Annotated in this window: 23 protein-coding genes; 12 read left to right on the top strand and 11 right to left on the bottom strand. The window is 72.6% G+C overall.

Annotated elements, in window-relative coordinates; genetic code table 11:
• Positions 1 to 40 precede the first annotated feature (40 nt).
• The 4 genes from ABZV93_RS04895 to ABZV93_RS04880 form a co-directional block, all read right to left on the bottom strand.
• Positions 41 to 2,266, bottom strand: a complete 2,226-nt coding sequence (locus ABZV93_RS04895; RefSeq protein ID WP_354930471.1) for an anthranilate synthase component I — start codon at positions 2,264 to 2,266, stop codon at positions 41 to 43.
• 302 nt (positions 2,267 to 2,568) lie between these two features.
• Positions 2,569 to 3,264: a winged helix-turn-helix domain-containing protein gene (locus ABZV93_RS04890; RefSeq protein ID WP_354930468.1), complete on the bottom strand. Its 696-nt coding sequence runs from the start codon at positions 3,262 to 3,264 to the stop codon at positions 2,569 to 2,571.
• Positions 3,265 to 3,330: 66 nt separating this feature from the next.
• A complete protein-coding gene (locus tag ABZV93_RS04885; RefSeq protein WP_354930465.1) occupies positions 3,331 to 4,227 on the bottom strand; it encodes a PfkB family carbohydrate kinase in 897 nt (298 codons plus the stop codon).
• Positions 4,224 to 5,123 carry an aldolase gene (locus tag ABZV93_RS04880; RefSeq protein ID WP_354930462.1) on the bottom strand — a complete coding sequence of 300 codons (900 nt, stop codon included), beginning with the start codon at positions 5,121 to 5,123 and terminating at the stop codon, positions 4,224 to 4,226. The genes ABZV93_RS04885 and ABZV93_RS04880 overlap by 4 nt, the downstream gene beginning before the upstream one ends.
• A gap of 333 nt (positions 5,124 to 5,456) precedes the next feature.
• Between ABZV93_RS04880 and ABZV93_RS04875 the strand changes: the two genes are divergently transcribed.
• The 5 genes from ABZV93_RS04875 (at position 5,457) to ABZV93_RS04855 (ending at position 11,957) form a co-directional block, all read left to right on the top strand.
• Entirely contained in the window at positions 5,457 to 6,239 is a 783-nt protein-coding gene (locus tag ABZV93_RS04875) for a phytanoyl-CoA dioxygenase family protein (protein WP_354930460.1), read from the top strand.
• Between the two features lie 11 nt (positions 6,240 to 6,250).
• Positions 6,251 to 7,255, top strand: coding sequence for an AraC family transcriptional regulator (locus ABZV93_RS04870; protein ID WP_354930457.1), 1,005 nt, complete (start codon positions 6,251 to 6,253; stop codon positions 7,253 to 7,255).
• 140 nt (positions 7,256 to 7,395) lie between these two features.
• On the top strand, positions 7,396 to 8,580 hold the full coding sequence (locus ABZV93_RS04865) for a LacI family DNA-binding transcriptional regulator (RefSeq protein WP_354930454.1): 1,185 nt from the start codon (positions 7,396 to 7,398) through the stop codon (positions 8,578 to 8,580).
• Positions 8,581 to 8,661: 81 nt separating this feature from the next.
• A complete protein-coding gene (locus ABZV93_RS04860; RefSeq protein WP_354930451.1) occupies positions 8,662 to 11,346 on the top strand; it encodes a glycoside hydrolase family 38 C-terminal domain-containing protein in 2,685 nt (894 codons plus the stop codon).
• A complete protein-coding gene (locus ABZV93_RS04855) occupies positions 11,346 to 11,957 on the top strand; it encodes an SIS domain-containing protein (protein ID WP_354930448.1) in 612 nt (203 codons plus the stop codon). Before ABZV93_RS04860 ends, ABZV93_RS04855 begins: the two co-directional genes overlap by 1 nt.
• 11 nt (positions 11,958 to 11,968) lie before the next feature.
• On the opposite strand, the gene ABZV93_RS04850 is transcribed toward ABZV93_RS04855, so the two are convergent.
• Positions 11,969 to 12,904, bottom strand: a complete 936-nt coding sequence (locus ABZV93_RS04850; protein WP_354930445.1) for an alpha/beta hydrolase — start codon at positions 12,902 to 12,904, stop codon at positions 11,969 to 11,971.
• 105 nt (positions 12,905 to 13,009) lie between these two features.
• Positions 13,010 to 13,492, bottom strand: coding sequence for a hypothetical protein (locus ABZV93_RS04845; RefSeq protein ID WP_354930442.1), 483 nt, complete (start codon positions 13,490 to 13,492; stop codon positions 13,010 to 13,012).
• A 229-nt stretch (positions 13,493 to 13,721) separates the two neighbouring features.
• Between ABZV93_RS04845 and ABZV93_RS04840 the strand changes: the two genes are divergently transcribed.
• The gene (locus ABZV93_RS04840) at positions 13,722 to 14,723 is read left to right on the top strand and encodes an aldo/keto reductase (RefSeq protein ID WP_354930439.1); all 1,002 of its coding nucleotides are present in this window, start codon (positions 13,722 to 13,724) and stop codon (positions 14,721 to 14,723) included.
• A 35-nt stretch (positions 14,724 to 14,758) separates the two neighbouring features.
• On the opposite strand, the gene ABZV93_RS04835 is transcribed toward ABZV93_RS04840, so the two are convergent.
• A complete protein-coding gene (locus ABZV93_RS04835; RefSeq protein WP_354930436.1) occupies positions 14,759 to 15,508 on the bottom strand; it encodes an alpha/beta hydrolase in 750 nt (249 codons plus the stop codon).
• A 163-nt stretch (positions 15,509 to 15,671) separates the two neighbouring features.
• Here ABZV93_RS04835 and ABZV93_RS04830 point away from each other — a divergent pair, with 163 nt between their 5' ends.
• Positions 15,672 to 16,664: a YafY family protein gene (locus ABZV93_RS04830; RefSeq protein ID WP_354930433.1), complete on the top strand. Its 993-nt coding sequence runs from the start codon at positions 15,672 to 15,674 to the stop codon at positions 16,662 to 16,664.
• Positions 16,665 to 16,703: 39 nt separating this feature from the next.
• On the opposite strand, the gene ABZV93_RS04825 is transcribed toward ABZV93_RS04830, so the two are convergent.
• A complete protein-coding gene (locus ABZV93_RS04825) occupies positions 16,704 to 17,033 on the bottom strand; it encodes a metalloregulator ArsR/SmtB family transcription factor (RefSeq protein WP_354930430.1) in 330 nt (109 codons plus the stop codon).
• 367 nt (positions 17,034 to 17,400) lie between these two features.
• On the opposite strand from ABZV93_RS04825, the gene ABZV93_RS04820 reads away from it, so the two are divergent.
• The 3 genes from ABZV93_RS04820 (at position 17,401) to ABZV93_RS04810 (ending at position 20,784) form a co-directional block, all read left to right on the top strand.
• On the top strand, positions 17,401 to 18,654 hold the full coding sequence (locus ABZV93_RS04820; RefSeq protein ID WP_354930427.1) for an anhydro-N-acetylmuramic acid kinase: 1,254 nt from the start codon (positions 17,401 to 17,403) through the stop codon (positions 18,652 to 18,654).
• Positions 18,651 to 20,183, top strand: coding sequence for an NADP-dependent phosphogluconate dehydrogenase (gndA, locus tag ABZV93_RS04815; protein ID WP_354930424.1), 1,533 nt, complete (start codon positions 18,651 to 18,653; stop codon positions 20,181 to 20,183). Before ABZV93_RS04820 ends, gndA begins: the two co-directional genes overlap by 4 nt.
• Before the next feature lie 148 nt (positions 20,184 to 20,331).
• Complete coding sequence (locus ABZV93_RS04810; protein ID WP_354930421.1) at positions 20,332 to 20,784, top strand: RpiB/LacA/LacB family sugar-phosphate isomerase; 453 nt, start codon at positions 20,332 to 20,334, stop codon at positions 20,782 to 20,784.
• 44 nt (positions 20,785 to 20,828) lie between these two features.
• Here ABZV93_RS04810 and ABZV93_RS04805 read toward each other — a convergent pair whose 3' ends face one another.
• Both ABZV93_RS04805 and ABZV93_RS04800 read right to left on the bottom strand, forming a co-directional pair.
• Complete coding sequence (locus ABZV93_RS04805; protein ID WP_354930418.1) at positions 20,829 to 21,899, bottom strand: aldo/keto reductase; 1,071 nt, start codon at positions 21,897 to 21,899, stop codon at positions 20,829 to 20,831.
• Positions 21,900 to 22,020: 121 nt separating this feature from the next.
• The gene (locus ABZV93_RS04800) at positions 22,021 to 23,250 is read right to left on the bottom strand and encodes a DUF418 domain-containing protein (RefSeq protein ID WP_354930415.1); all 1,230 of its coding nucleotides are present in this window, start codon (positions 23,248 to 23,250) and stop codon (positions 22,021 to 22,023) included.
• A 118-nt stretch (positions 23,251 to 23,368) separates the two neighbouring features.
• Between ABZV93_RS04800 and ABZV93_RS04795 the strand changes: the two genes are divergently transcribed.
• A complete protein-coding gene (locus ABZV93_RS04795) occupies positions 23,369 to 24,130 on the top strand; it encodes a TetR/AcrR family transcriptional regulator (RefSeq protein WP_354930412.1) in 762 nt (253 codons plus the stop codon).
• Between the two features lie 70 nt (positions 24,131 to 24,200).
• Positions 24,201 to 25,139 (top strand): prephenate dehydratase, encoded by a 939-nt coding sequence (gene pheA, locus ABZV93_RS04790; RefSeq protein WP_354930409.1) that lies wholly within the window; start codon positions 24,201 to 24,203, stop codon positions 25,137 to 25,139.
• 290 nt (positions 25,140 to 25,429) lie between these two features.
• Here pheA and ABZV93_RS04785 read toward each other — a convergent pair whose 3' ends face one another.
• Complete coding sequence (locus tag ABZV93_RS04785) at positions 25,430 to 26,425, bottom strand: 5-aminoimidazole-4-carboxamide ribonucleotide transformylase (protein ID WP_354930406.1); 996 nt, start codon at positions 26,423 to 26,425, stop codon at positions 25,430 to 25,432.
• Positions 26,426 to 26,613: the final 188 nt, after the last annotated feature.

Raw genomic sequence — 26,613 nt, 5'->3', positions numbered from 1 at the left:
GACCATGAGCATTGCGCACACAGTGGTGCGACGGGCAGCCTCAGACCGTCGCGGCTCCCTCCGGGTGGAGGTCGGAGGAACGAGCCAGGCGCAGGACGTTCGCGACCAGTTGATGCCCGGCGCGCCCGGTCGCGCTGAGGATCGACTCCGGATGGAACTGCACGGCCCAGCGTCGGCGTACGTCGTCCGCGATCGCCATCGCCACCCGCGCACCGCTCGGATCGTCGGTGACCGCGACGACCTCGAAGCCGGGAACGGCCTCCGGTGTCGCGTACAGCGAGTGGTATCTCCCCGCGGTGAACGAATCCCCAAGCCCGGCAAGGATTCCATCGTCCGCCATGGTTTCGCCGGCGACGACGCGCACCGAACCCGGCTTGCCGTGCGCGGGCCGGGGGAGCAGGTCGAGCGTTCCACCGGCGTACTCCACCATCGCCTGCAGGCCGAGGCACACGCCGAACACGGCAAGCCCGCGCGCCTCCACCGCCGCCAGCAGGCGGGCGCAGTCGAAGTCCGCTGGCCGGCCCGGTCCCGGTGACAGCACCACGAGGTCCGGCGCCAGGGTGTCGAGTTGCTCGATCGGGAAGCCGTACCGCAGCGTCACCACCTCCGCGCCGTGCTGGCGGAAGTAGTCGCCGAGCGTGTGGACGAAGGAGTCCTGGTGGTCCACCAGGAGCACCCGCAGGCCCGCACCGACGGATTCGTCCACGCCCGTGGCGAAACGGCGAACCCCGCCGGACGGATCCGGGTCCGGATCGGGTTCGGACATGGTGTCAAGGAGAGCTTGCGCCTTGAGCCGCGTCTCGCGTTCCTCCTCGTCCGGGTCGGAGTCGTACAGCAGCGTGGCACCCGCGCGCACGCTGGCGACGGAGTTCTCCACCTGGGCGGTACGCAACGTCAGCCCGGTGTTCATCGACCCGTCGAAACCGACGAACCCGACCGCACCGCCGTACCACCGCCGCGGCGTGGACTCGACGTCCTCGATGAACTGCATCGCCCACTGTTTCGGTGCACCGGTCACGGTGACCGCCCACATGTGCGTCAGGAAGGCGTCGAACGCGTCCATGCCCGGCCGCAGCCTGCCCTCGATGTGATCGACCGTGTGGATCAGTCGGCTGTAAAGCTCGACCTGACGACGGCCGATGACGCGCACGCTCCCCGGCACGCACACCCGTGCCTTGTCGTTGCGGTCCACGTCGGTGCACATGGTGAGTTCGCTCTCGTCCTTGGTGGAGTTGAGCAACGCCGCGATCTGGGTGGCGTCCTCCAGGGCGTCCTGTCCCCGGCGGATCGTGCCCGCGATCGGGCAGGTCTCCACCCGGTCCCCGTTCACGCGTACGTACATCTCCGGCGAGGCCCCGACGAGGTACTCCCCCTCGCCGAGATTGCAGAAGAACTCGTACGGCGCGGGGTTCTGTGTGCGCAGGCGCTCGTAGAAGGCGGCCGGTGAGTCGCAGCGCCCACTGAGGACATGGCTCGGCGTCACCTCGAACAGGTCTCCACGCAGGAAGCGTTCCCGTGCCGTACGGACGATCTCGGCGTAGCGCCCCGGCTCCGGCGGCGCGGGCACCGGACCGGCCTGCGCCCGGGGTGTGGGTGCGGTCCGCCGCACCAGACCGGCCGTCGTCCGTCCGCCCACCTCGAAGTCGTACGCGTACCGCATGCTCGTCTCCCGCTTGCGGTCCACCACGACGAGTTGGTCCGGCAGGTGCAGGACGAGATCACGGTGCGGGTCGGCCGAACGGTCGTGCCGCAACCGCACTGGTTCGAACTGGAACGACAGGTCGTAGCCGTACGCGCCGTACAGTCCGAGGTGCGGGTCGACCGGACTGGCGAACGCCGCGACGACCGCCCGCAGTGCGGTGAAGACCGTCGACTGCCGGCTGCGTTCCTCCTCGGTGAAGGACTCGGCCGACTCGGGGACGTGGACCGCGCAGCACGACTCCTCGTCGACCACGACCTCCCCGGTGCCGGACATCGCGGCGGCCACCACGGGCAACAGGACGAGTCCGCGTTCGTTGAGCGCGCGGGCCTCGATCCGCCGGCCGTACGCGACGAGTTCGATCGGCGGGTTGAGGTAGCCGAGGTGCCAACGGCTGTAGCGGCCCGGATAGTCGACGCCGGACGACAGCACCGCGCCACGGCGGTTGTCGAGGTCGGCGACCAACTCGGTGAGCACGCTCTCCTCGACGGGAGTGGCGGTCCGGGTGACCGCTACTCCGCCGGCGGTGGCATAGACGGTCGTGGCGGGCTGGGGTGGTTCGAGCACGTCGGTGGGCCTTTCGGGAGGGCCCGCACCGGTGGCTCGGCGTCCGTGCCGTAGGCGGTTCCACCTGCCGGACAACGGAAAACGACCGCCGGTGAGGGCGGTCGTCGCTTGGAAACGCGTCAGGATGCGCAGATCGGGGCGGCCGCCGGAAGGGGGCGCCACCACCACTGCAGCACGCGACTACGCATGCCGGGAAGCCTAACCCACGACCGCGTTCGCAGGTAGGGGAAACGAGGACGACGTTGCGCGCAAGGCGGTCACTGTGACCACCCGCCCGAGCACTCAGGCGACCTCAGGCGACCTCAGGCGACCTCGGGCAGCGGCGCCATGCCGAACGTCGTACGCAGTCCGTCCTCGCCGGCCCCGGTCACCCGGACCCCGCGGCCCGTCCCCACCCGGGTGAGCCACTCCAACGCGAACAGCCGCTCGGTCAGGGCGGCGCCGACCGCGCCGGCGAGGTGGCTGCGGCGTTCGGTCCAGTCCAGGCAGTCGCGGACGAGCGGACGGCGGCCGCGGGCCAGGCCGGCCACGTCGACGCCGAACTCGGTGAGCGCGTCCCGGCCCGCCGGGGTGAGGGTCGGTCCGTCGTCGGTCAGGATCCCGCGGGCCCGCAGCGCGTCGGCCAGCGCGACACCCGCGCGTCCGGCGAGGTGGTCGTAGCAGGTACGCGCGGCGGCGAGCGCGCGGCCGCGGGAGGCGGCCCGCAGGCTGGTGACCGGCGTGGGAGGCGCGATCAGCAGGAGGGGTTCGATGGCCTCGGCGATCTCGGTCCCGGCCAGCCGGTAGTACCGGTGCCGGCCCTGCGTCACCACGGTCGCGAGGCCGCCGGAGACCAGCCGGGCAAGGTGTTCGCTGGCGGTCGACGGGGCGATCTCGGCGGCCCGGGCGAGCTCGCTCGCGGTCCAGGCCCGGCCGTCGAACATCGCCAGCAGCATGGCCGCGCGGCTGCGGTCGGCGAGCAGTCCGGCGATCCGGGCCAGGTCCACTTCTGCGGGCATGCCGCCACGGTACCCACCGCACGTTTCGGCCCGGCCCGAACGATCCGGAGCGGCTCGGGCGGACGTTCAGGGCCGAGACGTGAGGAAGGTCGTGAGCTCGTCGTGGGTGGGGATGCCCGAACGCCCGTCGATCGCCCGGCAGGCCAGGGCGGCCGCGCCGTTGGCGTACCGTACGGCGTCCGGCAGGTCCAGTCCTCGGTCCACCGCGAGCAGCAACGCGCCGTGGAAGACGTCGCCCGCCCCCAGCGTGCTCACCACCTCGACGGCGAATCCGGGCACGTGCACCGGCTCGCCACTTGCCGGCAGCAGGTGCGCACCGTCGCCGCCGGCGGTGGCGACCACGAGCCCGGCGCCGCCGGCCCGGGCGCGTTCCAGCAGCACGCCCACCGGATGGTCGCCGTACGTCAGCCGCAGCCGGTCGACGGTCGGGCCGTAGAGGTCCACGCCGCGCGGGTGGAAGCCCGGGATCGGGTTGCCCTCGTCCACCGAGATCCTCGGCTGCGCCGGTCGCTCCGAGATGTCGGCCAGCACGTCGCGAGCCGCCGGCCAGCCCAGGTGGTCCAGGTGCACCCAGGCGGCGGCCGCCACGAGGTCCCGAGCACGCGGCCCGAGCTCGAACGCCGGCAACGCCCTGGTGCAGATGGCCCGCGTCCCCGAGGACCGGTCGACCAGGACGACGCTCGCGCCGCCGGCACCGGCGGGTACGGGGACGACGCCGGACACGTCGACGCCTTCCCGGGTCAGGTCCGCGACGATGCGTTCTCCAGTCGGGTCCTCGGCGATCGGCCCGACGAACGCGACGTCCCCGCCGAGCCGGGCGGCGGCCACCGCGGCGGTCGCGGAGTTGCCTCCGCCCGCGTGTACGAGCGCCTCGGCGAGCAGCCGCTGGTCCGGTCCGGGGATGTGCGGGACGACCGCGATCGCGTCGTCGTTCACCGAACCGACGAAGACCAGCCGGCTCATGCGTCCGTCCAGGGGCGGGCGTTCGCGGACACGATCGCGGCGAGTTCGCGGAGGTACGGCACGGACTCCTCGCGCAGCAGCCGCTTCCGGTCCGCGGCGGGGAGCGCGTTCGTCCACAGGGCCCGGCCGGCGAGCATCCCGGACGCGCCGCCTCGGCAGCACGCCGCCACCGCGGACGGGAAGTCGGCGCGTTCGACGTGGGAGGACAACACCACCCACGGGCAGGTGATGGAGCCGGTGAGCTCGGCCGCGGCGGCGGCGATCCGGTCGGCGTCGCCCCGGCCGAAGTACGGCACCTCCGCCTTGTACAGCGAGGGTTCGACCGTGCCGAGCTCCCGCGCGCACCGCAGCAGCGTCGCCTCCCGGTCGAACGTGCCGTTCGCCTGCTGCTCCGCGGTCGGGCGTACGACACCCTCCACGATGCTCGGCATCCCCGCGTCCCGGCAGGCCGCGACGAACCGGGCGGCGTCGGCCACCCGTTCACCCATCCGGTCGTCCTCGCGCCACACGATCAGCAACTTCGCGGCGACCACGCCCTGCGCGGCGTACTTCGGCAGGTCCAGCGTCTGGTCGAACCACGCGTCGCCGACCACCTCACCGGGGCGGCTCGACAGCCGGTCGGCGGCCACGATCCGCCCGGTCTCCGCACCGGGCGAGGGACTGCCGGCGAGGATGTCCGCGCCGAACTCCGGGTCGGCGAGGAACCCGGACGCCTCCGGTCCCAGCGCGACGGCCACGTCCTGCTTGAACTCACCGAGCTCCGCGTCGGGGACCGCGTCGGTGGTGCGGCCGGAGGTCTGGGCGAGCATGCCGCGCAGCGACTCCCGCTGGTCCATCGCGACCATCACGAACGTTCCGTCGGGGCGGGCGAGCCCGCGCAGGCCGGGATCCGGCATCGGTGCCTCACAGTCCTGGGATCGTTCCCACATGGCTGGTCAGTTGTCGTTCGCACAGCTCGGTCCAGCACGATCATGCCAGGGGCGAGTCCCGGCTGGTCGTGCCGGACATCCGCGCACCTGTGGTGCCGGCCTGGTGTCAGCTCATCGCCGAGGGCGTGAGTGAGACGTAGGGCCCGACCGACCCGGGGCATGGAGGCAGGCCCCTCGCATGTCCGGATTTTCAACAAGGATGTCCGTCCAGGACCTGCGGCCGCACGGTGCGCGACGCCTACCGTCGAACGCGTTGCCGATGCGCATCTACTCTCTCCCCGAACCGCAGGAGGAATCCCCATGGTGGACGAGACCCAGCTCGCGTCCCACGCCGCCGCGTACGCCGAACACGGCTACGTGCTCGTCAAGGGTCTGCTCGACAAGGCGGAGGCACGGGCCTACCGCGAGGAGAGCCACGCGCTGATCGAACGCATGAACCGCGACGCCGACCCGACCTGGGAGAGCGCCCGGCAGCTCGGCATGGGCGACCGCACCGAGCTGAAGCACTGCCACGACGTGCAGTTCCACGCCGCGGCGTTCTCGAGGCTGCTGGTCGATCCGCGGTTCACCGACGTGGCCGCCGCGGTGATGGGTACGCCGAACGTCCAGCTGCACCACACCAAGCTGTTCGTGAAGCCGGGGGAGTTGGGGTCGCCGTTCCCGATGCACCAGGACCACCCGTTCTTCCCGCACGCGAAGCACTCGGTGGGTGCCGCGATCTTCCACTTCGACGACGCCCCGCTGGAGAAGGGCTGCGTACGGGTGATGCCGGGCAGCCACCGCAACGGCCCGCTCACCCACCAGCCGGAGGGAAGCTGGCACCTGCCGTACTCGGACTGGCCGCTGGACGAGGCGACGCCGTGCGAGGCGGAGGCCGGCGACGTCCTGTTCTTCACCTACCTCACCGTGCACGGCTCGGGCGTGAACACCACGTCGGAGGCGCGGACGACGCTGCTGGTGCAGTACCGCGACCCCGCCGACCCGCCCACCGAGGACCTGCACACCCACTCGCTCGGCCAGGGCATGATCCTGCGCGGCATCGACCCGACCTCGCGGGGCGCCGCGGCCGCGGCAGCGATGTGAGCAACCCGCAGGTGTCCGGCCATGAACGCCAGCCGCACCCGCCCGGTCCGCCGGCGAACGGCCGGGCGCTCGCGTCGCTGACCGCCGCCCGCGTCGGTGCCGACGTGGCCGGACAGCGTGCGGAGTTCCTGTACTGGGGCTACTACGAGCCGCGCCCGTGGCGGAACTACCTGCACACGCACTCGTTCTTCGAGATCTGTTACGCCTACGCCGGTACGGGCGTCTTCCGGACCGGCGAGCAGGAGCACGTGGTCGGCCCGGGGACGCTCTTCGTGGCCCGCCCGGGCGACGTGCACGAGATCGTGTCCGACACCGCTGACCCGCTGTGTATTCACTACTGGTCGTACACGCTGGTGCCCGCGCGGCCCCGCCGCAGGTCCATCCCGAACCCGGAGCGGACCGAGGGGCGGGATGTGCTGGACCTGTTCGCGGCGCCGGGTGCGCGGGTGCTGTCGCAGGCGACGGAGCGGATCCCGGCGGTCCTCGACCTGCTCACCGCCGAGGCCGCCGCACCCGGTCCGGCGTACGAACACCTGCTCTCCGCGCTGGCCGGCGCTCTGGTGGTGGAGACAGCGCGGGCCGTGGTGGACGAACCCGGCCTGCGCCCGCGACCCGGCGCGGACTCGGCCGGCCGCGACGAGCGGACCGCGGCCACGATGGTGCGCTATCTGGAGGACAACCACGACCGGCCGGTGGCGGTCCGCGACGTCGCGGCTCAGGTGCACCTCGGCGAGCGGCAGGTAAGCCGGTTGTTCCGGGCGCACACGGGCACCACGGTGCACGCGTACCTCACCCGCTACCGGCTGGAGATCGCGGCCCAGCGGCTGCTCGAACGCTCCGCCGACGGGGAGTACGCCGCCATCGCAGAGGTCGCCCGGGCGTGCGGTTACCCCGATGTCCGTCACTTCACGACCGTGTTCCGCCGGCACTGGGGTGTCCCGCCGGGCGCCTTCCGGGACGCCGGCGGCACGGCGCAACTGGGACAGACCCTGGGGGACCGGCCGTCCACAAAGTAGCCGCCCCCGGTCACCGAACGTTGACGCTCCATCGGGCCGATGGTTACCGTCCGGTAGTCCATGCCGAGATGTCAGTATTTTTCGGTCACGGAGAGCGTCGGACGACGTTCGCTCCGCCACAGCCCTCTTCTGGAGGTTTCGTGCCCCAGTCGCGACGATGCGCCGATGCCGCCGCGTTGCAGGTCGCCCCGGCCACCGCCCCGAGCGCCACCGCACCGGCGGTGCCCACGCCACCGGTCGTCCCCGGCGCACCGGCCAGGGCGACGCTGGCCGACGTCGCCCAGCGGGCAGGGGTGTCCCGCTCGACGGCCTCGCGCGGGCTCACCGGCCGTGGGTACGTCGCACCCGCCGCCCGCGAACGCATCCTGCTCGCGGCGGAGGAGCTCGGGTACGTACCCGACGGCAACGCCCGCAGCCTCAAGGCACGGCACACCCCGGCCGTCGGCCTGCTGGTGTCCGACCTGCGCAACCGCTTCTACGCCGAGGTCGCCGCGGGGGCGAGTTCGGTCCTACGGGAGCACGGTTACACGATCGTGCTGGTCGACGACACCGGCAGCGACCCGGAGGAGGTGGCCGCGGCCCGTACGGTGCTCGCGATGCGGGTCGCCGGCGTGCTGGTCACGCCGGTGTCGGCCGAGGCCGGCCGGATGGTGGCCCGGCACGGCGTACCTCTCGTGGAGATCGACCGGCAGTTCTGCCGGGGAGAGTGCGACGCGGTCCTGGTCGACAACGTCACCGGCGCGCGCGAGCTCACCGAGCACCTGCTCGGGCTCGGCCACCGGCGGATCGCCCTGCTGGTCAACGAGACCGGATGGACGACGAGCGCGGGGCGGATCAAGGGCTACCACCAGGCCTGGGCGGCGGCGGGCAGGGAGGTGCCGGCCGACGGGCTGGAGCCGGTGGGCTTCGACCCCGCCCGGATCGAGGAGAAGGTGGGCGAGGTGCTGTCGCGCCGGCGCCGGCCGACCGCGGTGTTCGCCGCCAACAACGTCGTGGCGGAGGCGGTCTGGCGGCAGTCGGCCCGGCTCGGCCTGCGCATCCCCGAGGACCTGTCGTTCGTGGCGTTCGACGACTCGCCGTGGATGAGCATGGTGAGCCCCGGCATCACCACGGTCGCGCAGCCGTCGGTGGAGCTCGGTGCCCGGGCCGCCCGACTGCTGCTGAACCGGATGGCCAAACCCGGTCGCCCGCGCACCACCCGGCTGGACTGCCCGCTGATCGTGCGCGGATCCACCGCCAGGCTGGGCCGTCGGCGTACGGCTTCGCGCGGTGAGCGCGGTGACGGCCGGGCAGGCCTCGGGCGTCCGGCCGGCGCGTTGACGTAGATCGCGGGGCCCCTCTACGTTCGTGTGGGAACGATGCCAGCGCGGGCCCGCCGGACCAGTCCTCAGAGGAGTGCCTCACCGATGTCTCGACCAGCGGCCGCCCCCGCGCGGCTCCTGCACATGATCGGCAACGCCCACATCGACCCGGTGTGGCTGTGGCAGTGGCCGGAGGGGTTCCAGGAGGCCCGGTCGACGTTCTGGTCGGCGATCCACCGGATGGAGGAGTATCCCGACTTCGTCTTCACCTGTGACCAGGTGGCGCTGCTCGCCTTCGTGGAGGAGGCCGATCCCGCGCTCTTCGAGGAGATCCGCAAGCGGGTCGCGGACGGCCGCTGGGTCAACGTCGGCGGCTGGTGGGTCGAACCCGACTGCAACATCCCCACCGGTGAGTCGTTCGTACGCCAGGGCCTGCTCGGCCAGCGTTACCTGGAGGAGAAGTTCGGCGTCACCGCGACCGTCGGGCTGAACGCCGACCCGTTCGGTCACAACGCGAACCTCCCGCAGATCCTGCGCAAGCAGGGCCTTCAGGCGTACTGCTTCCTGCGCCCGGGTCCGCACGAGGCGGAGCTGCCCGGCAACCCGTTCTGGTGGGAGGCGGCCGACGGCTCCCGCGTGCTGGCCTACCGCATCCCGCACGAATACTGCAGCCCGCGCGCCGACGTCGCCTACCACACCGACAAGGCGATGGCGCAGCTCCCGCCCGGCCTCGGCACGGCGATGGTCTTCTACGGCGTCGGCAACCACGGCGGCGGGCCCACCAAGGACAACATCGACAGCGTGCACCGGCTGGACCGGCTCGGTTCGTACGGCGAACTCCGGCTGTCCAGCCCGCCCGCCTACGTCGAGGACGTGCTCGCCTCCGGGGTGGAGCTTCCGGTGTGGCGCGGCGACCTCCAGCACCACGCCGCCGGCTGCTACGCCGCCCACTCCGGCATCAAGGCGTGGATGCGGTCGGCCGAGCACGCGCTCGTCGTGGCCGAACGCTGGGCGAGCGTTGCGGCCGCCGTCGCGGGCACGCCGTATCCGCACGAGGCGCTCACCCATGCGTGGAAGCAGGTGCTGTTCAACCAGTTCCACGACATCCTGCCCGGCACCTCGATCGAGCCTGCCTACGACGACGCCCGCGACCAGCTCGGCGAGGCACGCTCCATCGCCCGGCGTACTGTCAACCTCGCCTTGCAGACGCTGGCGCGCGACACCGACATCCCGTTCCGCGAGGGCACTCAGCCCGTGCTGGTGTTCAACCCGCACCCGTGGCGGGTCCGCGCCGACGTCGAGTGCGAGTTCGGCCTGTCCATCGAGCGCCCCTGGGTGGAGGACGACGCCGGGCAGCCGGTGCCGTCCCAGTTCACCCGCGCACTGGCCACCACGTCCAACCCGAAGCGGATCGCCTTCCCGGCAGACCTTCCCCCGTTGGGACATCGGCTGTACTGGATCCGGCCGGGCTCACAGGCGCCTGTCTCCGTTGGCGATCGGGCCTTCGAGGCGCTCACCGAGGCGGCCGGGTCCGGGCCGGTGCTGGAGAACGCCCACCTGCGGGCCGAGGTCGACCCGGCGACCGGCTGGCTGAGCAGTCTGCTGGACAAGGCGACCGGCGCCGACCTGATGGCAGGTGTGGCTGGTGTGGCCGGTGTGGCAGATGCCGCCGGTGCGCAGGCACCCCACACCGTGGTCACCGAGGACCCCACCGACACCTGGGGCCACCGGGTGGTGTCCTACGCCGGGCCCGGTACGCCGTTCACCTGCACCTCGGCACGGATCGTGGAGAGCGGTCCGGTGCGCACCGTCGTCCGGGTGGAGAGCGCGTACGGGAAGTCCACGCTGGTGGAGGAGATCATCCTCGCCGCGGACGCCCGGCACCTGGAGGTGCGCGTCGATCTGGACTGGCAGGAGAAGCTGCGGCTGCTGAAGCTGCGCTTCCCGGTCGGCCTGGCAGAACCCACCGCGACGTACGAGATTCCCTACGGCCACCTCGCCCGGCCCGCCGACGGCGCGGAGGAGCCCGGCCAGTCCTGGGTGGACGTGAGCGGCACGCTCCCTGGCGGGGCACGAGCCGGGCTCACCGTGGTCAACGACGCCAAGTCGGCCTACGACGTGAGCGGTGCGGACATCGGCATCACCGCCGCACGCAGCCCGGTCTACGCCTGGCACGAGCCGCGTCAACTCGAGCCTGACGGCCTCTACAGCTACCAGGACCAGGGCCGGCAGACGTTCCGCTACCTGCTGGTGCCGCACGCGGGCGACTGGCGCGACGCCGGGGTGGTGCGGCTGGCAGCGGAGCTGGCCGAGCCCGCCCAGCCGACGTACGAGTCGTTCCACCCGGGCCCGCGCTCCGCGACGGAGTCGTTCGCCGTGGAGAGCGAGGGCGAGAACGCCGGCGGCTCCGTGGTCACGACCGTGCTGAAGCGCGCCGAGGACGGTGACGGCCTGGTCGTCCGAGCGTACGAGTCGGCAGGGGTGCAGGCGACATGGAGCCTGGACCTCGGCTTCGCCGGGCGTACGGTCGCAGCGACCTTCGGCCCGCACGAGATCAGGTCGTTCCTGGTGCCGTTCGACGCCGACCGGCCGATCGTGGAGACCGACCTGCTGGAGCGTCCGCTCATCGAGACCGAGAGCGCGGAGACCGGGAGCGCCGAGACCGGGAGCGCCGAGACCGAGAGCGTCGACGGTGCCGGCACAGGATCCGGCTCCGCGACGGCGACCCCCGAGGTGTCGGGGGCCGTGGCGGCCGCGACGAGTTCCACGGACGAGGGAGTCACCGAGTGATGCACGACCTTCTGGCCCGGCAGTTGGCCGAGCACGTCGACACGGCGCGGGCGGTCGAGCCGCTGCTGGGGCGGGTCGGAGAGCTCGGCGAACTGCTGTGTACGACGTTCGCGGCCGGGGGCCGGCTCTACACGTTCGGCAACGGCGGCAGTGCCGCCGACGCCCAGCACCTGGCCGCGGAGCTGATCGGCCGCTACAAGCGCGAACGCCGTCCGCTGCCCGCCGTGGCGCTCAGCGTCGACCCGTCGGTGGTGACGTGCATCGGCAACGACTACACCTTCGACGACGTGTTCGCCCGGCAGGCCACCGCGCTGGCCCGGCCCGGCGACGTGGTCGCGGGGTTCACCACCAGCGGTACCTCCGCGAACGTCGTGGCCGGACTCGCCGCCGCTCGTGAGGCGGGCGCCCGGACGGTCCTCTTCGCCGCCGGCTCGGGCGGGAAGGCCGTCGAGCACGCCGACGTGTCCCTGCTGGTGCCGTCGAGCACGACCGCGCGGACCCAGGAGATGCACCTGCTCCTGCTGCACCTGGTCAGCGAGTGGGTGGACGCCTGGGCCGCGGGCGAGGCCGACGAACGCGGCGTCGCCCTCCAGCCCGCGACGGCCGGCTGACCGGGTGCGAGTCAGGCGTGGGCGGCGACGAACTCGCGGATGAGCCCGGCGACCAGGGCCGGCTGCTCCAGTGGCATCGCGTGGCTGGTGTCCAGTCGGTTGACGGTGATGGCGGGGTTGGCGGCCGCCAACCGGTCGAGGTCGCGGTCGAGTCCTCGCCGGTACGCCGCCATCAGGTCGCCGAACCCCTGCGCGGCGGGGAGATCCTTCGTCGCCACGCACAGCAGAGTGGGGCAGCGCACCTCGTACAGCGTCTCCAGCACGTCGCCGTCGCGCAGCAGCGGCCGGATCGCGCGGACGGTCTCCGCTTCCGGCCGCAGGAAGGTCTGCCCGTCGCGCACGACCAGGCCCCGGTCGAACACCTCGTTCGCCTGCTCGGCCGGCAGGCCCATCGCGGTCATCGTGGCGAGCAGGTGCTCGCGCATCGCCGCGACCTGCTTCGGCGCGAGCGGCTCGGCCATCGCCGCGGCCTGGTCGGTGAAGAGCTGGGACAGGGCGGCGAGCTCGCGGGCAAGGCGGTCGGGATCGAGACCCGGGTAGTTGTCCGGAGCGGTCTCGGCGCCGCGGTGCCCGTCCAGGTCCACGACCGCCGGGCAGTCGGGGTGGCTGCGCCCCCACCATGCGGCCAGGCATCCGCCCAGGGAGTGGCCGACGACGATCGGCTCGGCCAGACCGAGGTGGTCGGCCACCGCCTCCACGTCGGCGAGGGCGTCGGTCCAGGTCCACGGCCCGTCGCCGGAACGCCCGTGCCCGCGCAGGTCCGGGGCGACGACGCGGAAGTCGGGAGTCAGCAGCGGCGCGAACGACGTCCAGGCGGCGAGGTTGGCACCCGCACCGTGCAACAGGAGCAGCGGGCGGCCGCTTCCGCCGAAGTCTCGTACGGCAATGGGTACGGGGCCGGTGTCGACCACGAGATCCGTTGTGGCGTTGGCGGCAGACGCGGACATGTGAGCTCCTCCGTACTGAGGTTCGGCCGGCTGGCTCGGCTCGCTGGGTGTCGGGTCGGAGCCTGAGGCAAAGCGTGGTTGACGTTGACAAGCTGGGATTGACGGTCACCAGCGGCGGTACGCGGCATCGCGTTGGCGGAGCCGCTCGCGGACCGACGCGACGGTGACGCCGCCGTCGGGATGGCGGTCCAGCCGGCCCCGGGTGAGCAGGTCGTGTACGCCCTGCCGGGTGACGCCGAGCATCGCCCCCGCCACGGCGTAGGTCACCGCCGTGGCCGTCGGGTGGCCGACCCGGCGAGCCGCGACCTGCCCGAGGGGCGTCCGCCACCACGAGGCAGGTGGGTCGAAGGCCTCGTCACCGGGCCAGAGTGTGCCGATCAGCCGGGCCAGGGTGTGGGCGGCCTGGCGTTCGGTGTCGTCGATCAGGTCGGAGGCCCACTCGGCCGCCTGGGCGACGGCGCGGTCGCGCAGTTCGTCCAGTTGCGGGCCGGTGCCGAGCAGGATCTCCAGCGGGTCGAACAGCCGCCGTTCCAGCAGGTGCAGCAGGTGGTCGGCGAGCTCGCGGTGCTCCCGGCCGGCTGCGGTCACACCTGCCTCCTACCCGTCGTGGGACACCTACTTGACACGCATCGTCAAGCAGCTGGACGGTTGTTGTCAAGTTACCTGACGGATGATGTCAAGCATCGCCCTGCCGCGTCCGAGAGCTCAAGGGCTGCTGAGCGACCCGGCTGCACGAATGCGGCGTTGGGCTGCCGGCGGCCGGTCTGGCAGGCTCGGAACCGTGACGATCCGCCGCGACGGAAGGGGTCAGTGAACGATGCGAACGACGACGCTCGGAGCCGGAGGTCCGCAGGTCGGCAGGATCGGGCTGGGCTGCATGGGGATGTCCTGGGCGTACACCGAGGCCGACCGTGACGACGCGGCCTCGATCAAGGTGATCCATCGCGCGCTCGACCTCGGCGTCACGCTGATCGACACCGCCGACGCGTACGGCCCATACTCCAACGAGCAGCTCGTCGGCCGGGCGCTGCGCGGCCGGCGCGACCAGGCGGTGCTCGCCACCAAGGTCGGGCTGGTCCCGGACGGCAACCGCCAGCTCCACCGCAACGCCCGCCCGGAGTACATCCGCGGCGCGATCGAGGGCAGCCTCGCCCGTCTGGGTGTCGACCACGTGGACCTCTACCAGCTGCACCGCGTCGACCCGGCCGTCCCGCTGGCGGAGAGCTGGGGCACGCTCGCCGAGCTGGTGACGCAGGGCAAGGTCCGCGCGATCGGCCTGTCCGAGGCGACGCTGGAGGAGATCAAGGAGGCGCAGGCGATCCATCCGGTGGCCAGCGTCCAGTCCGAACTCTCGCTGTGGACCCGCGGCCAGCTCGACGAGATCCTCCCCTACACCGAGGAGCAGGGTATCGCCTTCCTGCCGTTCTCCCCGCTCGGGCGCGGGTTCCTCACCGGCGCGATCACCTCCGCGGCCGACCTGCCCGAAGGCGACATGCGCAAGCAGTTGCCGCGCTTCCAGGGTGAGGCGTTCGACGCCAACCAGGCACTGGTGGCGAAGGTGCGCGCGGTGGCCGAACGCGTCGGTGCCACGCCCGGCCAGGTCGCCCTCGCCTGGGTGGCCGCCCAGGGGCAGTACGTCCTACCGATCCCCGGCACCAAGCGGCTGCGCTACCTCGAGGAGAACGCCGCCGCGGGCGACCTGGAGCTGCCGGCCGACGCGCTGGCCGAGCTGGACGCGTTGCCGCCCGCGGTCGGCGACCGGTACGGCTCGGCGTTCGCCGGGGCCTCGACCGCAGGGGCCTCGACCGGCTCCAGGTAGCCCACCCCGGGCGAGGGGAGCGCGGGCGCAGGCGCTCAGCCGAGCTCGGCGAGCGCCCGCGCCAGCCGCTCGGGTTCGGACAGCATCGGCCAGTGCCCGGTCCGCACCTCGGCGAAGGTCCACTCCTTGCCGGCGAACCCGGCGAAGTACGGATGTCCCTCGGCGACCATGGCCCGCACCTGTTCCACGGGAAACATGCAGGTGACCAGGGTGTGCGGCAGAGCGTCGCGGCGGCCGCCGTCGGCGAGGTCGAGCGGCTGGGCGGTGGCGTTGAGCGGCTGCGGGACCGCCAGGGCGGTGAACAACGCCCGGGCCGCCTCGTCGAGTCCGGCGTACACCGGCGCGCCGGAGGCGAGTTCGGCCGCCGACGGCGGCGGAAGGAGCCAGCCGTCCTCGCGTTCCTTCATCCGCCGCAGCGTCGCCTCGCGTTCCTCCGGCTCGATCATGTCCAGCTGCGACGTCCCGCTCGGCAGTGGGCCGCTCTCGACGTAGACCAGGCGCGCGATCCGGTCGGTCACCCGCTCGGCCGCACCCGTCACCGGGAAGCCGCCGTAGCTGTGGCCGACCAGGATCACCTCGTGCAGGTCGGCGTACTCGATCGTGTGCACGACGTCGGCGACGTGGGTGTCCAGGTCGACCTCGGGGGACGCGAGGTGTTCCCGGTCGCCGAGACCGGTGAGCGTGACGGGGTGGACGTCGTGGCCGTCGGCACGCAGGCGTGCGGTGACGCCGGACCATGCCCAGGCGCCGAGCCAGTTGCCGGCGACGAGTACGTACGTGGCCATGTGCGGATTCCTTCCGGGAGCGCTCGGGGGAGCGGGGAGAAACGGACGAAGCGGAGAAGCGGCTGGTCAGGGGAGGCCGGGCAGACCTGCCCCCGACCAACGACAGCCACGCTAGAACCAAATCCGGACCGAACCCGCCCGCATTGCACGGCATCCTGGGAACATGTCGCCGAACTCCTCCCCCGCCGAGCGACCGCACCCCACGACCCGGGTCCTCGCGCTGCTCGAACTTCTGCAGGCCCACCACCGGCTGGGCGGCGCCGAGCTGGCCGAGCGGCTGGGCGTCGACCAGCGCACCGTCCGTCGGTACGCCACCCGGCTGAGCGAGTTCGGCGTGCCCGTGGAGGCCGAGCGCGGCCGCTACGGCGGCTATCGCCTGCGCGCGGGCTACAAGCTGCCTCCGCTGATGTTCACCGACGACGAGGCCACCGCCGTCGTGCTCGGACTCGTCGCGGCGCGCGCCGCCGGGCTGTCCACCACCACGACGGCGACCGCCACCGAGAGCGCGCTGGCCAAGATCTCCCGCGTCCTGCCCGACGCGGTGCGCGACCGGGTGACCGCCGTGCAGGAGACCCTCGGCCTGACCCGGCCGGCCCGGACCGACGAGGTGCCGCCGACCGCGGTGGTGCTCACCCTCGCCTCCGCCGCGCGGCGCCGGCGACGGGTGCACCTGACCTACGCCGGTCGCGGCGGCGAGCGGTCCGAGCGCGACCTCGACCCGTACGGCCTGGTCGTCGACCGGGGCAGGTGGTACGTCACCGGCCACGACCACCGGCGCGACGAGGTGCGCACCTTCCGGGTGGACCGGATCCTCGCGGCGACCCCGACCGGCGTCGGCTTCGAGGCGCCGGCCGACTTCGATCCGGTCGCCCGGGTGAGCGAGTCGCTGGCCCGGGTCCCGTGGGCGCACGAGGTCGAGGTCGTCCTGGACGCGCCACTGGACGACGTACGCCGGCGGGTCCCCGCGACGCTGGCCACGTTGACGGAGGTGGACGGCGGGGTGCTGCTGACCATGCGGGCCGAACGCCTCTCCGGTGCCGCGCTGATGCTGGCCGGGCTCGGCTGGCCGTTCGAGGTGCGCCGACCGGAGGAGTTGCGCGCCGAGGTGCGGGCGCTCGGTGAGGCGCTGCAGTCGTACGCCGGCCGCGGTGCCTGACTCCTCGGATGCCGGTCCCGCTGCAGGTGTCCGCCTTGCTCAGGTGTCGGTGCCGCGCCGCCCTCGGCGGAGCTCGGTCCCGAGCGCGTCCAGCCGCTGCGTCCAGAACCGCCGGTATCGCTCAAGCCACTCGTCCACCTCGCGCAGCGGCGCGGCGTCGACGGCGTACAGGCGACGGGTGCCATCGGCCCGGACGTTCGCGAAGCCGTTCTCGCGGAGGACCCGCAGGTGCTGGGACACCGCCGGCTGGCTGATCCCGAACTCCGCCCGGATCGTCTCCACGATCGCGCCGGCGGACTGCTCGCCGTCGGCGAGGAGTTCGAGGATGCGCCGTCGTACGGGATCGCCGAGGACGTCGAAGGCGTGCACAGGTCGATCCTTCAGACCGTCCCGGGCTCGGCCGCACCCGGGTCGGGGCCGCCCACGTCGGAGCCAATGTCGGAGCCGGGGTCGGTGCCTACGGTGGTGGTGCGTACGTCCATGACTGGCGGCCTCCGTCCTCGGCCCCGCGGGATCGCCGGGGCAACGCCGTCATCATTTGCGATCGACTTATATAAGTCAAGGTGAATCATAGGGCCGCCGCCGACGTGGACAGCAGCCGTCGGTGGCCGCTTCCAGCCGCTTCCGCCCGCCGGGCGAGCCACTGGCGCTGGTCGCCGTAGTCTGCGAGCCGACAGACTGCCGGCAGAGTGCCGACAGAGCGGACCGGGCTACGCACGGCGGGAGGCGGACGCGGGTGCAGACGGAGTCAGGGCGCGACCCCCGGACCCCCGGCGCGGGGCGGGGCGCGGGACCGGTGACCCGGGTGGTCGGCCTGATGTCCGGTACGTCGTACGACGGAATCGACGTGGCGGCCGCGGACCTCGCCTTCGACGGGACCACGATCGTGCTCCGCCCCCTCGGCGCGCTGGCCCACCCCCTGGACCCCGACATCCGCGAGCTGATCGGCGCCACCCTGCCGCCCGCGCCGACCTCGATGGCGGACGTGTGCCGGCTGGACACCGTGCTCGGCCAGGCGTTCGGCGAGGCGGCCGCCCGCGGCGTGGAGGAGCTGGCCGGTGGCCGGGCCGACCTGGTCGTGTCCCACGGCCAGACGCTGTTCCACTGGATCGACGACGGCCGGGCCCGCGGCACCCTGCAACTCGGCCGGCCCGCCTGGATCGCCGAACGCACCGGCGTTCCCGTCGTCTCCGACCTGCGCAGTCGCGACATCACCCGGGGCGGGCAGGGCGCGCCGCTGGTGAGCATCCTCGACGTCCTGCTGCTGCCGCCGGGGCCGACGGCGTGCGCGGCTCTCAACCTCGGCGGGATCGCCAACCTGACGCTGGTCCGGCCCGACGGCGGTGTCCTGGCGTACGACCTAGGGCCGGCCAACGCGCTCGTCGACCTCGCCTGCCGGCGCTACTTCGACCAGCCGTACGACGTCGACGGGCAGATCGCGGCGTCCGGTTCGGTGAGCGAGAAGCTGCTCGCCGCGCTGCTGGACGAGCCGTACTTCCGCCGTACGCCGCCCAAGTCGACCGGCAAGGAACTGTTCCACGGCGGCTACCTCGACGCCGCGCTGCTCGGCGTCCCCGACCTGCCGTCGGACGACGTCGTGGCCACGGTCACCGAGCTGACCGCCCGGCTGGTGGCGACCGAGTGCGCCACCCACCGGATCGGTGAGCTGGTCGTGTCGGGCGGCGGGGTCCGGAACACGTGGCTGATGCGTCGGATCCGGGAACTGACCGGCGCCGCGGTGCGGATCCGGCCGATCGACGACCTGGGACTCCCGTCGGACGCGAAGGAGGCCTATGCCTTCGCCCTGTTGGGCTTCCTCACCTTCCACGGGGTGACCGGAACGGTCCCGGCCTGCACCGGTGCGGACGCGGCGACCGTCCTCGGGAGCATCACTCCCGGTCACAACCCGCTCCGACTCCCCGAACCACCCGGCGTGGTACCGACCCGACTGCGGATCGAGCCGCCCGTAGCGAGAGGATCGAAGGCATGACCGAAACGACGACCGAGCCCGGCGGCACAGCCGCGAAGCCGGAGCCGTCCGAGAAGGAGGCGTCCGTGCAGACGCCTGAAACGCCGGACAAGGCCGACATCGCGGTGACCGGCCTGGCCACCATGGGGCGCAACCTGGCCCGCAACCTCGCGCGGAACGGCCACACGGTCGCGGTGCACAACCGCACTCGCAAGCGCACCGACTCCCTGATCGCGGAGTACGCCGACGAGGGCAACTTCATCGCCTGTGAGTCGCTCGCCGACGTGGTCCGCAACCTCAAGCGTCCGCGCAAGGTCATCGTGATGGTGCAGGCCGGCGCCGGCACCGACGAGGTCATCGACCAACTGGCGGAGCTGCTGGAGCCGGGCGACATCCTGGTCGACGGCGGCAACGCCCACTTCATCGACACCCGGCGGCGCGAGTCGGCGCTGCGCGAACGCGGCCTGCACTTCGTCGGCACCGGTATCTCCGGCGGCGAGGAGGGCGCGCTGAACGGCCCGAGCATCATGCCCGGCGGCACCGCCGAGGCCTACAAGACGCTCGGACCGATCCTGGAGTCGATCTCCGCCCACGTCGACGGCACGCCGTGCTGCACCCACGTCGGCGCCGACGGCGCCGGGCACTTCGTGAAGATGGTGCACAACGGCATCGAGTACGCCGACATGCAGCTGATCGGCGAGTCGTACGACTTGCTGCGTACCGTCCTGGACAAGACGCCCGACGAGCTCGCCGAGATCTTCCGGACGTGGAACACCGGCGACCTGGAGTCGTTCCTGATCGAGATCACCGCCGACGTCCTCGCCGCGAAGGACCCGCGTGGTGGCGATGGCTCGTTCATCGACAAGGTGCTCGACCAGACCGAGCAGAAGGGCACCGGCCGCTGGACGGTGCAGATCGCGCTCGACCTCGGCACCCCCGTGTCCGGCATCGCCGAGGCGGTCTTCGCGCGCTCGGTGTCCGGCCACGCCGAGCAGCGCGACGCTGCCCGTGGCGTCCTCGAAGGGCCGTCGCAGAAGGCGGCCGGCGAGACGGTCGACAACCCCGACCAGTTCGTCGAGGACGTGCGCCGCGCGCTGTACGCGTCGAAGGTGGTCGCCTACGCGCAGGGCTTCGACATGATCCGGGCCGGTGCCGAGGCGTACGACTGGAACATCGACCTCGGCGCGATGGCCACCATCTGGCGCGGCGGCTGCATCATCCGGGCACGGTTCCTGGACCGGATCCGCGAGGCGTACGAGAAGACGCCGGACCTGCCGTCGCTGCTGGTCGACCCGTACTTCGCCCGTACGGTCAACGAGGGCCAGGAGGCCTGGCGCCGGGTGGTCGCGACCGCGGCCGCCGCGGGTGTCCCGGTGCCCGGGTTCGGTGCCGCGCTGTCCTACTTCGACGCGCTGCGCCGCGACCGGCTGCCGGCAGCGCTGCTGCAGGGGCTGCGCGACCTGTTCGGTGCGCACACCTACCGCCGGACCGACGCCGAGGGCTCGTTCCACCTCGAGTGGTCGGGCGACCGGTCCGAGACCGAGGTCTGATCGCCTGCGCCTGATCGAGCTCTCGTTCCACGTGGAACGAGCGGCCTGAATCCGTTCCGCCGTTCGGCGTACATGTCGGTGGGTTCCGGGCTTCCCCGGGACCCACCGACGTGTCGTTTCCGGAGTCGTCCGGAGTACGTTCACTGACATGCGCATATCGGTGTCCTCCGACATGGCGGCCGGCGTCGCCGACGCACTGGTCGCCGACCTTCGCCGCCGCGGCCACGACGTGCTGGCCCACGGCGCGCTCAACCCCGGCGACGACGGCGACCGTGACGACTGGGCCTGGGCCAGCGAGGCGGCGGCCCGCGACGTCGCCGAGGGCCGCGCCGACCAGGCCGTGGTGTGCTGCTGGACCGGCACCGGCGCCTCGATCGCGGCCAACAAGGTGCCCGGGGTGCGGGCCGCGTTGTGCGCCGACGCCTACACCGCCACCGGGGCCCGGCGCTGGAACGACGCGAACGCCCTCGCGCTCAGCCTGCGGGTGGTCTCCGAGCCGCTGCTGGCCGAGATCCTGGACGCGTGGTTCGAGGGAGAGCCGAGCGAGGAGGCCGACGACCGGGCCAACGTCGCCCACGTCGACGCCATCGCGGGCGCCTGACGTCAGCCCCGACTCCGACTCCGGCCCCGACTCCAACCGCAAAGTCACGCTGTCGCGTCGTCGGGACCGCGTAGCAGGGCGTTCACCTCGGCGACCTGCGACGGGGTGAGCGGACCGTGCGCCAGCGCGCCCGCGTTGTCCTCCACCTGGGCGACCGAGCGGAAGCCGGGGATCGGGATCGTCCGGTCGCTGCTGCCCCAGATCCAGGCCAGGGCGCCCTGGGCGAGCGTCCGGCCGCCGCTGCGCAGGATCTCGCGTACGCCGTCCAGCTTCGTCAGCAGCGGGGGCGAGGGCCGGCCCCGGTCGAACCACGGCTGCCAGGTCGCGACCGTGCGTACGTCGTCGGCCGGAAGCTGGGAACCCCGGCCGTACTTCCCGGTGAGCAGGCCCATCGCCAGCGGTGTCCGGTTGATGCTGGTCAGGTCGTGCCGGGCGCAGGTGGCGAGCAGTTCGGTGGCCGGGCGGAACAGGTTGAGGTCGTGCATGACCGCCGCGCAGTGGGTGCCGGAAGCGAAGAACTCCGCGCGTTCGGGGTCGTCGGTGCTCCAGCCGTACGCCCGGATGGTGCCGGCGGCCACGAGGTCCTCCAGCGTCTCCATGACTCCGAGCGCCTCGCTCGCCGGCAGGTCGCCGACGTGGAGCTGGTACAGGTCGATGTAGTCGGTGCCCAGGCGCCGCAGCGAAGCCTCGCAGGCGCGCCGGACGTACGCCGGTGAGGTGTCGCTGCCGGTCAGGTCGCGGCGTTCCTCGTCGTAGGTGTAGCCGAACTTCGTGGCCACCGCGACCCGCTCCCGGTCGGCGCCGAGCGCCCGGCCGAGCACGCGTTCGCTGTGCCCGGTGCCGTACGCGTCGGCGGTGTCGAAGAAGGTCACGCCGAAGTCGAGCGCGCGCCGGATCGCGCGCACCGACTCCTCGTCGTCCACCTCCCCCCAGCCGTCGGGCTGGCCGAACATCGTGAACGGCCCGCCGATCGCCCAGCAGCCCAGGCCGAGGGCGCTGGGTTCGATGTCGGTACGGCCGAGCCGCCGGGCGAGGGAGGGGCTGGTGGTGGGGGAGTTGCCGGTCCGCTGGAAGGTGCCGGTCTGCTTGAGAGAACCGGTCTGCTGGTTCGTCATGCGTTCACCGTAGGAGCATGCGGACCGGGTGGCTGAGCCGAATGCCGCTGGCGATTCCAGACCAATCCAACCGCTGTCACAGCCCGCCACCTCTGTCGCTCGCCGGTCCCCTCCGGATGGCCTACGGCCGGCCGTCGCGAGGTCCGTACGTCAGCCTGCGGAGCACGAACTCCGCCGGCCCCGGACGGCCGCGGCGGTCGAGCCGGTCCGCGGCCACGACGGTCCCGAGCCAGACGGCGACCGCGACCACCAGGCCGGTGACGGTGGGGCTGCCGAACCGGCCGCCCAGGGCGATCGTGAACGGAGCCAGCAGGACGAGCCAGGCCACCGACTGGGTGAGGTATCCCGACAGCGAGCGCCGGCCCAGGGCGGAGAGGGCGCCGACGACCGGTCCGGGCCCGGTGGTCGTGGCCACGCGCGCGGCGATCAGCCCGAACAGCGCCACGTAACCCGGCCCGGCGAACATGCCGCTGGCGCCGTGCAGGGTGAGCGCCAGGGCTGCGACCGACTCGTCGGCGTGCAGCCAGCCGGCGGAGACCAGCGCGGCGGGCAGGCCCCCGGCGACGGCGATCCCCAGTCCGGCGAAGGCGGTCCACCCGAGCAGGGTCCGGTGCCGGGCGGGCTCCTCGAGGACGCGGCGGCGCGCGGCCCACATTCCCAGCCAGGTGATGACGATGAACGGCAGCACGGTCAGCGTGTGCGCGGGCCACTCGCCGAGGCGGTCCAGCACGGACGCCGGGTAACTCGCCGCGGCGAGTGAGTCGATGTGCTTGGGCGGGAGGCCCGCGGAGCCGCTCGCACCTCCGGTGAGGCGGCTCACCACCAGCACCGCGAAGACCGTGACCTCCACCAGGGTGAGCGCCCAGATCGCGAGCACGATCCGGTGGAAGCGGTCGCCGCGGCGCAACAGCACCAGCGTCATCACGATCCCGACGATGCCGTAGGCGCCGAGGAAGTCGCCGTAGTACAGCAGGGCGGCGTGCGCGAGCCCGAAGACGACGAGCCAGGCGTTGCGGCGCAGCAGCACCGAGCGGACGGACCGGGGTGTGGCGCCCGCGGCTTCCTGGCGCCGGGCGAGCTGGACGATCCCGTAGCCGAACATCACCGCGAAGACGGGATAGCCGCGGGCGTGCACGAGGTCGAAGAGCCAGAAGTTGAGGATGCGCTCGGCGCCGTGCGGTGTGGTGTCCAGGCCGGGCTCGCCGGCGAAGACGACTCCCGCGACGTTGGCCACGGCGATGATCAGCAGCATCGCTCCCCGCGCGAGGTCGGGCGCGAGGGCGCGTTCGGCGGGCCGGACCGGCCCTCTTCGGGTCGAGGGTGCGACGTCGACGTTGATGGTGTCCCCCATGGTCGGGTTCAGCGGATGCCGACTAAGTTTGATCAACAAACTATCAGAGGGAAACTAACTCTGTCTGGCAGGATGACGGTTACATTCCGGCACATTCGCGGGCGGGAACGAGGGGGTCATGAGCAGCGACGACGACCACGTGCCGGCGCCGCTGCGCCGGCTGTGGCGAATCCCCGAGCCCTCCCGGCTCGGGCGGCCCGCCGCTCTCGACGTCGACCAGGTGGTCGCCGCGGCGGTGGAGATCGCCGACCGTGAGGGCCTGGCCGGCGTGACCCTTCCCCGGGTCGGCAAGAAGCTCGGCTTCACGGGGATGTCGCTCTACCGGCACGTCGGGTCCAAGGACGAACTGCTCGCCCTGATGGCCGACTCGGCCCTGGGTTCGCCGCCGCCGATCGACCCGCAGGACTGGCGGGCAGGGCTGCGTACGTGGGCGTTCGCGCAGCGCTCGGTGTTCCGGCGTCGGCCGTGGCTGACCCGGATACCGGCCACCGGACCGCCCGCGGGACCGCACCAGATCGCCTGGATGGAGGCCGCGCTGACCGCGGTGTCCGGCACCAGCCTGGACTGGGGGCCCAAGGTGGGCATCCTGTCGCTGATCAGCGATTACGTCGCGCAGTCGGTACGCAGGTCAGGTGAGTTCGCCGAGAGCAGGCCCGAGGGGCTGGGGCAGGTCGAGGCCGAGCGGGCGTACGGCCGGGCGCTGGAACGCCTCGTCGAGCCGGGGCGGTTTCCACAGATGGCCCGGCTGTTCGCGTCGGGACTGTTCGAGACTCCGGCGCCGGACACCCCCGACGCGGCCGCGGACGACGCCGACTTCGCGTTCGGGCTCGAGCTCATCCTGGACGGGGTCGCCGGAAGGGTCGAGCCCTCCGGCTCGTGAGGCCCTCGGGGCCGAAGACCTGAGCCGGGCCTGGCGCGGGCGGCCGGTCCTGCCGGTCTACTCTCGGAGCGTGACCGAAGCCGCACGTGTCCGGTACGCCTATCTCGGTCCCGCCGGGACCTTCACCGAGGCGGCCCTGCGCACCCTGCCCCACATCGACCGGATCGATCCCGAACCCTGCGCGACGGTCCCCGCCGCCCTGGACGCCGTACGCTCCGGCGCGGCCGACGGTGCGGTGGTACCCATCGAGAACTCCGTCGAGGGCGGCGTCCCCGTCACCCTCGACGAACTCGCCGGTGGTCACCTGGCGATCACCCGGGAGATCCTGCTGCCGGTGTCGTTCGCGCTGCTGGCCCGCCCCGGCACGCAACTGGCCGACTGCAAGCGGATCAGCACCCACCCGCACGCCGCCGCGCAGTGCAGGCGCTGGCTGGCGGACAACCTTCCGCAGGCGGAGGTGACGCTGGCCTCCTCCACCGCTGCCGCTGCCGCCGCCGTCGCGGAGGACGGCTCGGAGTTCGACGCGGCGGTGGCACCCCGGATCGCCGGTGAGCGGTACCGGCTCGAGGTGCTGGCGAACGAGATCGAGGACAACGCCGACGCGGTGACGAGGTTCGTGCTGGCCACCCGGCCGGCCGCGCCGGGGCCGGTGACCGGCGCCGACAAGACGTCCCTGGTGGCGTTCATCCGCGACGACCACCCGGGGGCGTTGCTGGAGATCCTGGACGAGTTCGCCGTACGCGGGGTCAACCTCACCCGGATCGAGTCCCGGCCGACCGGGGACGGCATCGGCCGGTACAACTTCTCCATCGACTGCGAGGGACACGTCGCCGAGGCGCGGGTCGGCGAGGCCCTGATGGGCTTGCGCCGGGTGTGTGCGGAGGTGCGCTTCCTCGGCTCGTACCCGCGCGCGGACGGCGCCCGGATCCACCTGCGCAGCGGCACCGCCGACGCCGACTTCCGCGACGCGGCGGACTGGCTGGCGCGGGTGCGCGAAGGCCGCGGCTAGGACACGCCCTATAGCCGCAGCGCGCGAGACCGGCCCCTGGGGTTCCGCGGTGCTGTGCTGTGTGCTCGTGCTCTGGCACCGCGGCGGGCGTGGGTCGCCGCGGTGCCGGCACGAGAACACCATGGCAGGGACCACCGACATCCGCGTGATCCCGCGCCGTCGACCTGGTGTCGGAGCCCGTCGGGCCACCGGGTCAGCGGTCCGGCTCGGCGAGCGTCGGATCATCCGGGCGAGCTCGCCGGCGCGCTGACGGCGCTCCCGTTCTCGCCCGCACCTGATCCGGGCCTGCTTCAGTGCCGGAAGAGGCGCACCCCGGTCCGGACGAGGCCGATCCCGTGCTCGCGGCAGGCCTGCGCCACCTCGTCGTCGCGGATCGAACCGCCCGGCTCGGCGAACCACCGCACGCCGTGCCGGGCGGCCTCGTCCACGTTGTCTCGGAAGTTCACCATCGCGTCCGACCCGAACGCGACCTCGCCGGGCCGTTGCTTTCTGCGCTCCCACCAGGCGTCGGCCTTGGCGCCGGCGATCCGGGTGCAGGCGATCCGGGACTGCTGGCCGGCGCCCACTCCGAGGGTCATGCCCGCACGGACGTAGACGGTCGAGTTGGACTGGGTGTGCCGGAGCACGACCTGGCCGAGGAGCAGGTCCTCGACGGCGCGTGCCGGCAGCGGACGTCCTGTCGTGTCCACGCGTACCAGCTCAGGTGTCAATCGCAGCTTGTCGACAGGCTGGACCAGGCGCAGGCCGTGCACCTCCCGGACCTCCTCCCCGGGCGGTTCGTACGCAGGATCCGTCCGCAGGACGAGGAAACGTCCGCCCTTCTTGGCCGCCAGGATGTCAACCGCACCTTGCTCGTACGCCGGAGCGACGATCGCGTCCGACACCTTGCGGCGCAACAGCCGGGCCAGCGTCACGTCGACCGGCGCCGACACCGCGACGACGTCGCCGTACGACGACTGCGGGTCGGTGTCCCGCGCCCGAACGTACGCCCGCGCGACCGGACTCAGCCCGGCCGCGTCCGCGCTTCCCAGCCCGAAAGTGGCCGCCGCCACCTCGTCCACCGGACCGTCGAGGGCGGCACCGGCCGGCGACAGGTGCTTGACGGACGCGGCGGCGGGCCGGCCGAACACGCCGGCGGCCTCCGCGACCAGCCGCCAGCCGGCCAGGGCGTCCAGCAGGTTGAGGTACGACGGCGTGCCGTTGACCACCTCGAGTGGCCACTCGCCGGGGCGTAGGGGCGTCACGGACGCAGGTAGGTGGGGGTTCATGCCGTACCGCAGGTGCATCGCGGATCTCCTCGGTCGCAGGTGGATGCTGCGGACCGAGGCCCCCAGGCGGTCGAGGCCGGTCCAGGCACGAAGGCCGGTGCCGCTCCCCGATGGTCGGATCCATCCGCGCCAGTTGCGGCGAACCGACTCTATCGGTGTGAACCGGCCCGACACGGGGTAAGTCCCCGGACGAACCGCCCCGGTGG

The sequence above is a fragment of the Actinopolymorpha sp. NPDC004070 genome, from assembly GCF_040610475.1.
Taxonomy (GTDB): Bacteria; Actinomycetota; Actinomycetes; order Propionibacteriales; family Actinopolymorphaceae; genus Actinopolymorpha.
This window is presented reverse-complemented; position numbering and strand designations above follow the sequence as displayed.

What these genes read in the sequence shown, in the direction of transcription:
- ABZV93_RS04890 (WP_354930468.1), bottom strand. Translation starts at nt 3,264, where the DNA reads ATGCCCGCAGAAGTGGACCTGGCCCGGATCGCCGGACTGCTCGCCGAC.
- ABZV93_RS04885 (WP_354930465.1), bottom strand. Translation starts at nt 4,227, where the DNA reads ATGAGCCGGCTGGTCTTCGTCGGTTCGGTGAACGACGACGCGATCGCG.
- ABZV93_RS04880 (WP_354930462.1), bottom strand. Translation starts at nt 5,123, where the DNA reads ATGCCGGATCCCGGCCTGCGCGGGCTCGCCCGCCCCGACGGAACGTTC.
- ABZV93_RS04875 (WP_354930460.1), top strand. Translation starts at nt 5,457, where the DNA reads ATGGTGGACGAGACCCAGCTCGCGTCCCACGCCGCCGCGTACGCCGAA.
- ABZV93_RS04860 (WP_354930451.1), top strand. Translation starts at nt 8,662, where the DNA reads ATGTCTCGACCAGCGGCCGCCCCCGCGCGGCTCCTGCACATGATCGGC.
- ABZV93_RS04855 (WP_354930448.1), top strand. Translation starts at nt 11,346, where the DNA reads ATGCACGACCTTCTGGCCCGGCAGTTGGCCGAGCACGTCGACACGGCG.
- ABZV93_RS04850 (WP_354930445.1), bottom strand. Translation starts at nt 12,904, where the DNA reads ATGTCCGCGTCTGCCGCCAACGCCACAACGGATCTCGTGGTCGACACC.
- ABZV93_RS04840 (WP_354930439.1), top strand. Translation starts at nt 13,722, where the DNA reads ATGCGAACGACGACGCTCGGAGCCGGAGGTCCGCAGGTCGGCAGGATC.
- ABZV93_RS04835 (WP_354930436.1), bottom strand. Translation starts at nt 15,508, where the DNA reads ATGGCCACGTACGTACTCGTCGCCGGCAACTGGCTCGGCGCCTGGGCA.
- ABZV93_RS04830 (WP_354930433.1), top strand. Translation starts at nt 15,672, where the DNA reads ATGTCGCCGAACTCCTCCCCCGCCGAGCGACCGCACCCCACGACCCGG.
- gndA (WP_354930424.1), top strand. Translation starts at nt 18,651, where the DNA reads ATGACCGAAACGACGACCGAGCCCGGCGGCACAGCCGCGAAGCCGGAG.
- ABZV93_RS04810 (WP_354930421.1), top strand. Translation starts at nt 20,332, where the DNA reads ATGCGCATATCGGTGTCCTCCGACATGGCGGCCGGCGTCGCCGACGCA.
- ABZV93_RS04805 (WP_354930418.1), bottom strand. Translation starts at nt 21,899, where the DNA reads ATGACGAACCAGCAGACCGGTTCTCTCAAGCAGACCGGCACCTTCCAG.
- ABZV93_RS04800 (WP_354930415.1), bottom strand. Translation starts at nt 23,250, where the DNA reads ATGGGGGACACCATCAACGTCGACGTCGCACCCTCGACCCGAAGAGGG.
- ABZV93_RS04795 (WP_354930412.1), top strand. Translation starts at nt 23,369, where the DNA reads ATGAGCAGCGACGACGACCACGTGCCGGCGCCGCTGCGCCGGCTGTGG.
- ABZV93_RS04785 (WP_354930406.1), bottom strand. Translation starts at nt 26,425, where the DNA reads ATGCACCTGCGGTACGGCATGAACCCCCACCTACCTGCGTCCGTGACG.